Annotated in this window: 10 protein-coding genes; 3 read left to right on the forward strand and 7 right to left on the reverse strand. The window is 36.3% G+C overall.

The features are described from left to right. Positions 1–549, reverse strand: a complete 549-nt coding sequence (locus EO244_RS07925) for a 30S ribosomal protein S16 (protein ID WP_129254130.1) — start codon at positions 547–549, stop codon at positions 1–3. A 245-nt stretch (positions 550–794) separates the two neighbouring features. On the opposite strand from EO244_RS07925, the gene EO244_RS07930 reads away from it, so the two are divergent. Further along, complete coding sequence (locus EO244_RS07930; RefSeq protein WP_129254131.1) at positions 795–1,721, forward strand: CPBP family intramembrane glutamic endopeptidase; 927 nt, start codon at positions 795–797, stop codon at positions 1,719–1,721. Here EO244_RS07930 and EO244_RS07935 read toward each other — a convergent pair. The 3 genes from EO244_RS07935 to EO244_RS07945 form a co-directional block, all read right to left on the reverse strand. Then, on the reverse strand, positions 1,686–2,441 hold the full coding sequence (locus EO244_RS07935) for a hypothetical protein (protein ID WP_129254132.1): 756 nt from the start codon (positions 2,439–2,441) through the stop codon (positions 1,686–1,688). The genes EO244_RS07930 and EO244_RS07935 overlap by 36 nt on opposite strands. A gap of 183 nt (positions 2,442–2,624) precedes the next feature. After that, on the reverse strand, positions 2,625–4,514 hold the full coding sequence (locus EO244_RS07940) for a choice-of-anchor J domain-containing protein (protein WP_129254133.1): 1,890 nt from the start codon (positions 4,512–4,514) through the stop codon (positions 2,625–2,627). 57 nt (positions 4,515–4,571) lie between these two features. Continuing rightward, the gene (locus EO244_RS07945) at positions 4,572–7,157 is read right to left on the reverse strand and encodes a TonB-dependent receptor (RefSeq protein WP_129254134.1); all 2,586 of its coding nucleotides are present in this window, start codon (positions 7,155–7,157) and stop codon (positions 4,572–4,574) included. An 890-nt stretch (positions 7,158–8,047) separates the two neighbouring features. Here EO244_RS07945 and typA point away from each other — a divergent pair. Further along, complete coding sequence (gene typA, locus EO244_RS07950) at positions 8,048–9,847, forward strand: translational GTPase TypA (protein WP_129254135.1); 1,800 nt, start codon at positions 8,048–8,050, stop codon at positions 9,845–9,847. Between the two features lie 85 nt (positions 9,848–9,932). Here typA and EO244_RS07955 read toward each other — a convergent pair whose 3' ends face one another. Further along, entirely contained in the window at positions 9,933–10,334 is a 402-nt protein-coding gene (locus EO244_RS07955) for a T9SS type A sorting domain-containing protein (RefSeq protein ID WP_129254136.1), read from the reverse strand. A 218-nt stretch (positions 10,335–10,552) separates the two neighbouring features. On the opposite strand from EO244_RS07955, the gene radC reads away from it, so the two are divergent. Beyond that, positions 10,553–11,248, forward strand: coding sequence for a RadC family protein (radC, locus tag EO244_RS07960; protein WP_129254137.1), 696 nt, complete (start codon positions 10,553–10,555; stop codon positions 11,246–11,248). A gap of 24 nt (positions 11,249–11,272) precedes the next feature. Here radC and EO244_RS07965 read toward each other — a convergent pair whose 3' ends face one another. After that, the gene (locus tag EO244_RS07965; RefSeq protein WP_129254138.1) at positions 11,273–11,965 is read right to left on the reverse strand and encodes an OmpW family outer membrane protein; all 693 of its coding nucleotides are present in this window, start codon (positions 11,963–11,965) and stop codon (positions 11,273–11,275) included. Positions 11,966–12,026: 61 nt separating this feature from the next. Next, positions 12,027–13,217, reverse strand: coding sequence for a glycine C-acetyltransferase (gene kbl / locus EO244_RS07970; RefSeq protein ID WP_129254139.1), 1,191 nt, complete (start codon positions 13,215–13,217; stop codon positions 12,027–12,029). Positions 13,218–13,223: the final 6 nt, after the last annotated feature.

Consider the following 13,223-nt stretch of genomic DNA (forward strand, 5'->3'; position numbering starts at 1 on the left):
TTAAGCTTCAGTAGATTCTGTTCCTTCTTCATTTGCAGCTTCTTCCGGAGCATTCTTAGCAGCTTCAGCAGCAGCTAATTCAGCAGCAGCATCTGCAGCTTTTTTTGCAATAGCTTCAGCTCTGTCAGCAGAAACTTTCATCTCAGCTTCTAAACGAGCTTTAGCCGAATCAACAGCAGCTGTAGAAAGACCTTCTTTCTTAGCGTTGATTTTAGCTTCTTTCTCTTTTTTCCAAGCTTCGAATTTTACTTCAGCAGCAGCTTCGTCAAAAGCTCCTTTTTTAACACCACCTAATAAGTGCTTTTTCATCATTACACCTTCGTAAGATAAAATTGCTTTTGCAGTGTCAGTTGGCAATGCACCATTATTTAACCAAGTCAATGCTTTATCAAAGTCAAGGTTAATGGTAGCCGGGTTTGTATTAGGATTGTAAGATCCAATACGCTCAATGTACTTACCATCACGTGGCGCTCTGCTATCTGCTACCACAATGTGGTAAAATGGTCTACCTTTGCGACCATGTCGGGCTAATCTAATCTTTGTTGCCATAGCTTCTTTTAATATAAATAGTTATAAACTTGCTTTTATTAAGCGCGACAAAGATACATGTTTATTTTTGATATAAAATAGCTTTCCCGAATATTTTCAACCCATTAGAAGAGAGACTGATTGCCCAGCCTTTAGTTTCAAAAATACCAACTAAATACTTTCAAGTTTAAATATTCATAAATACTCCAGGTACTTTAAACTTCACAGAATTCACTATTTTTGCTTAATATCAAAAAAACATCAGCATGCTAAAAGGAAAATTCTCACAATTATCGAATTTTAATCAAGTTCTATTAAGCCTATGTGTAGTCGTTGGAACAAGCTTTATTATCCTTTTTGTGGGCTCATTGCTTAGTTACGTATTCTTTGGTATCAATATTATGACAGATGCCAGTGCCCTTGACATACATGGAGAAAACCCCAATATCTCAGCTCTAAAATTCTATCAAGCCATTTATTCAACGGGAATGTTTATTATTCCTCCTTTCATTATTGCTTACCTCTTCTCATCAAACGTAAGAAAGTATCTTCAAATTAACCAACTACCTGAATTTTCAACCTTTCTTCAGGCATTTTTACTAATTGTAGTTTCACTTCCGCTAATCAATATGATGGCCGAATTAAACTCTCATATCCACTTCCCGGATTTTTTAAAAGAACTTGAACAATGGATGCGCCATTCTGAAGAACAAGCAGCTTTGGTCACAGAAAAATTCTTATGCATGAATAATATTGGCGATTTACTTCTCAATCTTGTTTTGATAGCTGTGATTCCAGCATTAGGTGAAGAATTACTTTTTAGAGGGGTTTTACAAAAACAACTTTCAAAATGGACCGGAAGTGTTCATTGGGGAATTTTTATTTCTGCCGCCTGTTTTTCGGCCCTTCATATGCAGTTTTTCGGATTCTTTCCAAGACTTTTTCTGGGCATGCTCTTCGGTTACCTATTGGTTTGGACAGGCTCGTTATGGGTTCCCATTCTTGCCCATTTAGTCAACAACGGCTTGGCTGTTTCTGCCAGCTACTTTATCGATAAAGGGCAATTGCCGGAAAAAGCCGATAGTATTGGTTCTTCTGATCTTATGTGGGGAACAAGTATTATTTCCCTCATCCTGTTCTCAATTTTAACCTATCAATTATTCAAAACTAGAAAAAGGCAAATTGAGAGTTGAACTTTCTACCGATTCTAATTGTTTCTGACGTTCCAATTCTGATTTTCGCCACACATACACCAAGCCATAACGGGTGCATATGTCGCGACGTTCATCTTCCGGCTTGTCTTTATAATACGATTCCACCTCATTCCAAATATCCAAAATAAGCTGATCTGCCTCATGTCGTCTCTGAGCGACTTGTTCGGAAAATCGTTGTGTATTATTTTGCAAAGTCTTTTGGTGCGTATAAGCATCCTTAAACCGATCGCAGTTCACTCTTACCAGTGCAATAGAGGGGCTATAAATGGGATTGCCACCCGCTCCAACACGTAGGCGTTCCCCTTCGATCAACTTCTCTCCCCATTCAATCAATTTCAAATCCTTAACCAAGGACGGGATATTTTGAGAATTTACCTTTAAACCATAAAATTCTCTCACCTCCGGCTTTAATTCCTCGCGTGCAATCGTGAAATTAAGCACCTGAATAAAATGAGAGACATAAAGTCTCGCTTTCTTTTGCCTTTCGTTGTACTCCTTGCTTTTTGCTGATTGCTCAGCTATTGCCTGATGATGATTCCGAATAGCCAATTCAAAATGAGGTAAGAAATCATGGAGCTTTCTAAGGAGATTAAACGAAAACCCCAACTCAGAAGAAGATAAAATCTCTCCCATATCCTGGGCAGAACGCAAAGCTCTTATTCGAGCTAGATCGGTATTTGGTAGTCGACGATAAGGCATATTAGGTATTCTTTAGAGTTGATCTATACGAAGGTATGAAATTTTACTCAAGAGATTAGGGTCTTCGCAATTTAGCAGCATGCCTTTTTATGAACAGCATCTATTTGCTTATCAAAATAACGTCCTATTAAACAAAAAAAGCTGCCCGAGTGGGCAGCTTTTAAATAATTTTATCTGAAATTATTATCTTTCAGGTAATCCTTCAATATAAGTAAACTCTGGAGATGGTCCTGATTTAGTACATTGGAATTTAAGAGTATATTCTCCATCTACATATCCGCTATCGCCTTCTTCAAAAGTGATTACAGTTATATTATAAAAAACATCAATTCCGTTAACTTGAGTTGTTGCATCAGGAAATTTCTTCTCTAACATGATTGCAACTCCTTCTACCATTCTTTCATCCATCAATGCAATGGTTTCTTCATCAGATAACCCATCATATCCAGCAATTTTATAATCCGGATTTCTTCTATTCTTAATTCTCAAGTCAAAATTATCGTAATTTGAACTAGAGCCATAATAATACTCAGATGTGCTATATTTCGAAGTTGCGCCATGCTCAGCGATTGAGTAAACAACAATCAAATGATAATCTTCCTTTGACATTTTAAAACTCACTGTAGGATCAAATACCCATCCTAATTCACCAGCTGCATAAACGTACTGTTCAGTCTTTTCAGGCATTGTTGACCAAACCCCTTCCTTATAGGTATATTCAGATGCAATAGTCTTAGTTCCTCCTGAATAATACTTATAAACCATTACCATCATATCGCCTTCTTGAGCATATGGGTATTTATTCATTAAGAATATTGGTAAATAATCTTCAGGAGCTACACTGCTAGAAAAGTTTCCATACTCACCAGGTTTTCCCATCGAATCATAATCACTTCTTTGTAGATTATAAACACCTTCTGGTGTGCCCCAATTACTTCCATCAAAAGTATAAAATACTTTTGATGTTTCACCTTCTGGGCGACCATAACCTTTAACGCTTAACTGAGAAATTTGCCATGTTGACGCATCATCCGGAGCTTTTGATTTATAAACAAAAGCAATATGTATTTTTTTACCGTTGTATGCAGATAAAGAAATATCCCCAGATTCAACATAGGTGTAACTATTACCGGCTGGTTTGTTTTCATCAGCTAAAACAATTTCATCCCAATCAGCTACATCTAAAGCATCCCCAGCAGTATATCCTTCTCTTACATAAATAAAAGTCTGTTGCCAATCACCTGACAAAAAGTTTTGTGCTTGCGAAAAATTAAGAATTGCATCAGGGGTTTCAGTTAAATCAATTTCGGCTGTAATTAACCAATCTTCATTATCATGTCGAGCCCCACTACTGTATCCACTCATCTTAGCATATCCAGCTCCATTATATGAAGATTGATACCATTCTTGATCTCCAACAATTGAACGGGTTTCAAATTGATTTAGGTTATCAGAAAAATCAGCTTCAAATACGGTTACCACATCTACTTCAGATGGGTCGTAATTTGTGTCTCTTGAATCATAACTTACTAGCACAACATCACCATCTACTGCCTCTGTGTACTCAGCTTTCAAGATATCATTCAAATAATCCTTAGCAGGAAACTTTGGAGTGAAAAAACCAGCTTCTCCAGTAGTAACATCTACTGAAGCATATTCATCATTTCCTAATTTGAAATATGGTGCATCTGTATAAGACATCAAATATTCAGCGTCTCTTGTATCATAACTAAATGTTATATTAGCTGAAGATGTTTTATCAAAATTCTTATACGTATCATTTAAAAAAGCAGGAATGTAATTTGCTGCTGGTCTGTCATCACTAAAACTTAACAATGAAGCAATAGCCTTAGCCTTTGTAGAATCTGCTTCATTTTTAGCGCTCTTCAAAGCCAATTTGCTAATCGCTGAATAATCTTCTACAGATAAGGTACGCTCTAATGCTTGAGCGTTCTCGGTTCCCGTTTTAGCGGCGTCCAATTCATCGTAGAACTCATCATTTACATCACATGATGAAAAAACACCAAGTCCGAAGAAAATGAAGGCTCCTAATAGTATTTTTGAGTATTTCATATTTTCAATTTTATATTTTACTTATTTCGCTTTCAATAATTCTGAAATCCGAAATTCCTAAAATTTGAATTTTAAACTAGCTGTCCAAGTTCTTCCGAAGCCATAAAATACAGTTGCATCCTGCCATTTGTTAGTAGTAGCATAAGAGTCTGCAATATATTCTGCATCGAATAAGTTCATAACCTTAGCTGAAGCAATAGCTGTAAATGGACCTACTGCAAATGTATATTTTACATTAGCGTCAACCACTCCATAATCAGGCACTTCCCAAGTATTTGTCCCAGCTAAGTCAGTCACATTTGTTGGGTTAGAAAATAGACGAGCAAAGTAGTTATAATCAACTCCGATTTTAAGATCCTTTGTCAACTTATAGTTTGCTCCAATAGCGGCTGTTGTTTGAGCAGCATCACCAACACTTACATTAGCGATATTTGCACTCACCTTATTTTGCTTATCTGAACCTGCCTCAACGACATTACCATTTTCATCAACAGGTTTACCATCACGGTCAAAAATCAAAGCTTCTGTATCATCTTGCCACTTCCAATCACCAATCGATAACATTGCATAAATTGATAATCCGTCTGCTGGTTTTGCCTTAATATCAATTTCAATACCTTTGTGTAAAGCATTAACACCTGTCATGTTATAACTACCTGCATCTGGATCTGTTCTGTCAACCAAACCAGTTACAGCCTTATCATTCCACATAGTATAATAAGCATTTACATTTGCTGAAATGATTGAAGATTTATATCCATAACCCAATTCAACAGAATAAATTTTCTCATTTACAGCATCTTCATTGGCTACATTACTAAAATCTTTTGCTGTGAAAACATTACTGAAATATGGTGCTCTTGAAATTGCTCCGATATTAGCAAACACATTATGATACTCATTAATATTATAATTAGCCCCTCCTTTTAAAGTCCCACCAATATAATTGTACGCTTTAGAAGTTTTATCATCATAGTAGAAACGATCTCTACGCTTGTAATTAGTATTGGAAATAGCACCTGAAACAAACGAACTTAAATTTCCAGTTGTATACTCTATTTGAGCAAATCCTCCTGTAGAAAGAACAATTCCATCATAATCTCTACCGATTACATCACCTTCTTTAAGCTTTTCGTCGTTAGCTAAAACATCTGAATCTTCTCTATTGGGATCAATAAAAAATGCCCCTCCTAATAAATCCCCAACAGTTCTAGTATGTTCTCCAATGTAGTAGCGCATGTCAATACCACCAGAAAAATTTAATTCATCAGTTAAATCTTTATTAATAGTAGACAACAAGCCATACCATTGGTGATTGTTATTCGATACTCCAATTATTGCTTGAGATCCATTTGGATCTATTGAATTCTCTTGTTGAATTCGTGCGTAATCTTTATATCCCTCTATAGTTCGATATTCGGTATCAGATCCATATAAACGACTTCTTTCATTTCCTTGTGCACTCCATCCGCCACCTGTAGAAATTGAAGCATACACAGCTGTTGACACTGAAGTTTTTTCATCAATTGTCCAAAAATGATTTAAAGATATTTGAGGTTTGTGATAGAAGTTATGAGACACATTCATATATTCACCATTAACATCAAATCCATAAGTCGCATTAAACTTATAGCCATCCTTAAAATCTCTCCATTCTTCAATTTTACGAGCATCATAACGGGATCTCTGATCATGCCACTGAGGCGCTCCAAATGCTGTAAAAGATAATTGGTGCTTTTCATTGATCTGCTTAGACACATTCAAGAAATAAGAATAACCTTCAAAAGGAGTGCCCATAATATAACCATCTCCTTCGGTTTTAGAACCTGAGAAAGTAATTGCATATCCATTATCCATTAAACCAGTAGATAAGGTAACTGCCGTTTTTTTGTAACCATCATTACCGATTCCTGAGAAAACAGAACCACCTTTTTTCATATCGGTAGTCTTTGTCAAAATATTGATTGATCCTCCAACTGAAGGAGCTGCAATTTTAGCTGCACCTAAACCACGTTGTGTTTGCATAGAACGAGTCACATCGGATAGTCCTGCCCAATTTGACCAATAAACACCTCCCCATTCCATATCATTAACAGGAATACCATTAATCATTACGGCTATGTTTTCTGAAGCAAAACCACGCATATTAATACGAGAGTCACCAAATCCACCACCTTGTTTAGTTGCATATACACCAGGAGTCGATTTTAAAACCTCTGGAAACTCTTGAGTTCCTAATTTTTCCTGAATTATTTCAGGACTAATTGTAGAAACAGCTACAGGAGTTTTGCGCTGAATAGCCACAGAAGCCATTACACTAACTTCGTTCAAACCAACGGCATCTGATTCAAGTTTAATTGTACCAAAATCTTGTGTCCCATTCAATGTCAGTTCCTTATCAAGGAAACCCACAAAACTTACTAAAATTGTTTTGGTTCCATTAGGCACCTCCAAAACAAAGGCTCCATCAAAACCAGTAACAGTTCCTGTTGCTGTACCAGGAATAACAACAGAAGCACCAGGCAAAGTTTCATTGGTACTTCCGTCAACAACCACCCCTTTCACAGTGGTTTGAGCAATAGCTGCAACAGACAGCATCATAAGTGCTGCCATTGACAAAATACTTCTCATCGCTTTTTTCATAAAATGAATTGTTAGATTAGTGATTTTGTAGCCCTCAGGCCACAGAAAAACATTTCACCCTCACTGAGAGATCCGGATCACAAAAATGGTTGTTGAATTCAAACGTTCTCACGCTCTGAATTCGTTCACAAAAATGGTTAGTTAAAAAGAATTTAACAAAAGTTAAGAATCCTATTTTCCAGTATTCATCGCTTTTTTTCAATTGTTTATCGAAAAAAATGTGATTCAGTCATCTATTACAGACTTTTTCCTCCGATTTACCAATTCCAACTAAGAATAAACACGAATTAAAACAAGAATCTTAAAAGGGTGACTGAATATAGTATTTTTTCAGCAAACACAAACGTATCATTTTGATTTAAAGATTTTAAACTTATCAATCATTATTATTAATACATGCTGAAAGGCCTAAATAAATTGATGTTCAAGACCTTTTTTTAAAGCATCTAAATATGTATTACCTGTACGAATTTAACTTCATCCCTCATAAAATTATATTCGTCAATAGTTTATCCTTGAATTTTACTTTTCACTCATTTTTTTAGAACTTCTACAGCACAAAACAATCAAATTAATCGAGCTTTCATGTTAATTCAATCTTAAGATATTAAACAGAAAACGTTTCCTTAAAATTAAATTCATCAAAATTGATATTTTCAAAAAAATAAACTGTACTTTTGCAGCCGCATTTGAAGTAAGACAATCAACTCTAAAACAATGATTTTAATTAAGTTATTGATTGCTAAAAATGTCCAATATTGATTGCAAATTTATTCTGAAAGCTTTTAGGTCATTCAGTTTTTGCATTTGGTATTAAACATCATCATGGAGATAAGTTGTGATAAAGATCTGAAATTTGTGATTATCTCCTTAGTTAAGCCAATAAGAACATGAGAAAACTAAGAAACATTGCCATTATCGCCCACGTAGACCATGGGAAAACAACATTGGTTGATAAAATGATAATGCACAGCGACATTTTCAGAAAGAATGAAACTCCGGGTGAGTTGATTCTAGACAACAACGATTTGGAGCGTGAACGAGGCATTACTATTCTATCGAAAAACGTTTCCTTAGAATATAAAGGTGTTAAAATTAATATTATTGACACTCCAGGTCACTCCGACTTTGGTGGTGAGGTTGAACGTGTATTGAACATGGCTGATGGGGTTTTACTTTTGGTAGATGCCTTTGAAGGAACCATGCCTCAAACCCGTTTTGTATTGCAAAAAGCATTGAACTTAGGTTTGAAGCCAGTTGTTGTTGTCAATAAGGTAGACAAGCCAAACTGTCGCCCTGAAGAAGTTCAGGAGCAAGTATTCGACTTGATGTTCAACCTTGAAGCAAATGAAGAGCAACTTGACTTTCCAACCATTTATGGTTCGGCAAAACAAGGCTGGATGTCTACCGACTGGCAAAAGCCAACTACTGACATTACGGCTATTCTTGATGCTGTTATCGAATTTATTCCTGAGCCTAAAACTATCGAAGGTACACCACAGATGTTGATTACATCTCTTGACTACTCTGCTTATGTTGGTCGTATTGCTGTAGGTCGTCTTCACCGCGGTGAACTTCGCGAAGGTATGGATGTAACTTTGGTTAAACCTGATGGTAGCATTAAAAAACAACGAATTAAAGAACTACACGTCTTTACCGGTCTTGGAAAAGAAAGAGTGCAATCAGTTGCTTCAGGCGAGCTGTGTGCTTTGGTTGGTATCGATGGGTTTGATATTGGAGATTCAATTTGTGATGTAGAGAACCCAGAACCTTTGGAACCAATTGCTATTGATGAGCCAACAATGAGTATGTTATTTACCATTAACAATTCTCCTTTTTACGGACAAGATGGTAAATTCGTTACTTCTCGTCACTTAATTGATCGATTGAATAAAGAGTTGGAAAAAAATCTTGCTCTTAGAGTTGAAGCAACTGATTCTGCTGATTCATACATCGTATTCGGACGTGGTGTCCTTCATTTGTCAGTCTTGATTGAAACCATGCGTCGTGAAGGATATGAATTACAAGTTGGTCAACCACAGGTTATCATCAAAAATATTGGTGGTGAAAAATGTGAACCAATCGAAATTTTATATATCGACCTTCCTGAGGAGGTTTCAGGAAAAGCAATCGAGATTGTGACTCAGCGTAAAGGTGAAATGTTAACCATGGAACGTAAAGCTGATCGTATTCACCTTGAATTCCAGATTCCATCACGTGGTATTATTGGTTTAAGAAACCAAATGTTGACTGCTACAGCAGGTGAAGCAGTTATTTCACACCGTTTTCTTGAATATCAACCTCACAAAGGTGTTATTCCAGGACGAATTAACGGTTCTTTAATCGCTATGGAAACCGGACTTACTTTTGCTTATGCTTTAAATAAACTTCAGGACAGAGGAACTTTCTTTGTTGCTCCAACAACTGAGATTTATGAAGGCCAGGTTATTGGTGAAAACAATCGTGCGGGTGACTTGGTAATAAATGTTACCAAGACTAAAAAGCTAACCAACATGCGTACTTCAGGTACTGACGATAAGGTGAGATTAGCTCCTCCAATCATTCACTCTCTTGAAGAGGCTTTGGAATATATCCAAGGTGATGAGTATGTAGAGGTAACCCCTAACAATATCCGATTGAGAAAAATCATGCTTAAAGAAACAGATCGTAAAAGAGCTGGAAAAGCCTAATAAGATCTTTAGTATACATACAGAAAGAGCCTTTGATTTCTCAAAGGCTCTTTTTATTTGTTAGAGATCGACTAAAAGTCAACAACTACTTTTTAATAATCTTTTTTGCGATTCTCTTGCCATCTTTCATGTCAAAATTAATCAGATACATACCTTTTGAAAGTTTAGACAAATTTATAGTCTCTTCCTTGGTTTTGATATCGATAAGGGTTTTACCGGTGAGACTGAAAATTCGCACTCTAAGAACATCTTCCTGATCTGTGAGATTGACAATATCTTGAACAGGATTTGGGTAAAATCCCGGCTCTTTCTTTACAAAATCATCCAATTGATCTGCAGACTTATTTAAAGAATAAAAGCCATTTACATTTGTGATATCGTAAAAACAGGAATGCACAGCTAACTCTGCTTTTGCAAAGGAAACCGAAGTCAAAAGCAGAACAAGCAATAAGAAGAGATGTTTTTTTACGAGTAAAAGTCTCAGCATATGTTTTTTTTTGAATACAATTCAAACTATCCAACAAAATTGCCAGTGTATAGATATCTTTTGCAAGATAATAATTTATAGTTGAGCATCTCTAACATTCAGAAAATTTCACATTTTTTATTATTCAATTCTTATATATTGGTAAATAGTATTATTTAATTTAAAATATTAAATTTAGTAAGCATATTTCTGACCTAAGACATAAACTCTATCGGGTAATGAGCGAATATAAAAACCTCAGCATAAAAAATTGGGCATTGGAAGATCGTCCACGCGAAAAGATGATGTACAATGGCACAAAGAGCCTCTCTACTGCCGAATTATTAGCCATTATAATTGGGAGTGGTAACAGAAACCAATCTGCTGTAGAAGTTGCTAAAATGCTCCTGTCCGATAATCAGAATGACTTAAACGAACTGGCTAAAAAATCGATTCGAGACTTAATGAAAACGCCAGGTATTGGTTCAGCAAAAGCAATTAGTATTATAGCTGCTTTAGAGTTAGGCTGCCGTCAAAAATCACACCCATCCAAACAAAAGTTGAAAATAACCAGCAGCATGGATGCCTACGAAAGACTGCAAGCCTATGTGGAAAATTTAAATCACGAAGAGTTTTGGGTCGTTTATCTTAACCGGGGCAATAAAATACTGGAGATAAAAAATGTCTCATCTGGCGGAATCACAGGAACAGTTTTCGATATGCGCTTGGTTTTTAAAGATGCCATTCTACTGGAATCAACCAATATCATCCTATGCCACAATCACCCATCAGGTAACCTGACGCCTTCAGAATCAGACAAGGACCTAACTTTTAAAACACGTGAAGCAGGTAAACTGATGAACATTGAGGTACTCGATCATCTGATTATTGCCGATCAGGGATACTACAGCTTTGCAGATGAGGGACTACTTTAATTATAAATTGATAATTATTAATTGCTAGAATCGATAGTACAAGCCTACTGTGAGTGAAGCGGAGGAAATTTTATCAAATCCCAGGTATCTGTATTTTTGAAGATCTGTTAACACGATATTCTCATCAAAACCAGGTTTCAGTTTCTTCTTTTCGAGTTTCTCTTCAAAATTGGGAATATAAGTATACTTCAAATTGACATCCACAGCCAATGTCTTACTTATATTGTACATAAATCCAACATTAGGCATTAAGCCAAACTTATGTGTTGATACTGTATATTCAGATTTTACAGGAGTATATGTGTTGGTTGGAGTTGATTCAACCTGATTTCGATAGAAAAAATATCCAAACCCAATTGATGCATAGGGTCTTAAATCCAAATCGTAGGCCTGAAAGAAATATGTACCCGTAAAGACAATAGGAATTATTTGGTACTTAACATCATTTTTCACACGTGAATCTCCTGCCCAAAGGCCGTCATTCTGTGCAAAGGTCATAAAACCTAATGAGAGTCCGACTGCGATCCTGGGATTTAGGAGAATCTTGGTATTTAAGCTCAAATCTGTTCCTAATTTGCTTTCTTCAGCAAAATCACCCAAGGGTTTTACCAGTCCTCCATTCAAACCAATAATTAGTCGCTCCTCTTTATTGTAATATTGGGCAGAAAGCGGCTGAAGAAAAAATAAAACCAGAAATGTCAGAAATAGAATTCTCATGCCATAAAAAAAAGAAACCTGACAGGTTAAAATATGACCTGTCAGGTTTTATAATAAGGGATTATTCAATCACTTTTAGTTCTTTACCTACTTTGATAAAAGCAGCTAAAGCTTTGTCAAGATGCTCTTTAGTATGAGCCGCTGACAATTGGATTCTAATACGAGCCTGCTCCTTAGGAACAACAGGGAAATAGAATCCGATTACATAAATACCTTCTTCAAGCAGTTTAGCAGCAAATTGCTGAGACAAAACGGCATCGTAAAGCATTAAGGCATTAATTGCCGACTCAGAAGGCTTCACATCGAAACCAGCCTCACGCAATTGTGTACTGAAATATTTTGCATTCCACATCACCTTATCTCTCAATTCAGTTGATTCGCTTAGCATATCGAAAACTGCGATAGAAGCACCAACAATAGCTGGAGATAATGAGTTAGAGAACAAATATGGACGAGAGCGCTGACGCAACATGTCAATCACTTCTTTCTTACCTGTTGTGAATCCACCCAATCCACCACCAAGCGCTTTACCCAAAGTACTTGTGATAATATCAACACGATCCATACAATTGTGATACTCGTGAGTTCCACGACCTGTTTCCCCAATAAATCCTGAAGAGTGACTATCGTCAACCATAACCAGGGCATTGTACTTATCGGCCAAATCGCAAATTTCGTTAAGTTTTGCAATATCACCGTCCATAGAGAAAACACCATCGGTAACGATAATTCTGTAACGCTGAGCTTGAGACACTTTCAGTTGTGCTTCCAAATCAGCCATATCAGCATGTTTGTAACGGTAACGAGCCGATTTAGCCAAACGAACACCATCAATAATTGATGCATGGTTTAGTTCATCAGAGATAATCGCATCATCTTTAGAAAAAAGTGGTTCAAAAACCCCACCATTCGCATCGAAAGCTGCAGCATAAAGAATGGTATCTTCAGTACCAAAAAACTTAGCAATCTTCGCTTCCAATTCTTTGTGAATGTCAGTTGTTCCGCAAATGAAACGAACTGAAGACATACCATAACCATGTGTATCTAAAGCTTTTTTAGCTCCTTCGATTACCTTTGGATGAGATGATAAGCCTAAATAATTATTGGCACAAAAATTTAATACTTCAGCACCCGTTGATACTTTAATTTCAGCACCCTGAGGAGAAGTAATAATTCTCTCGTTTTTATACAAGCCCGATTCTTTAATAGATTCGATCTCACCAGCCAAATAGTCTTTGAATTTTCCGTACATAAGTAT

Source organism: Ancylomarina salipaludis (genome assembly GCF_004122035.1).
Classification (GTDB): Bacteria; Bacteroidota; Bacteroidia; order Bacteroidales; family Marinifilaceae; genus Ancylomarina; species Ancylomarina salipaludis.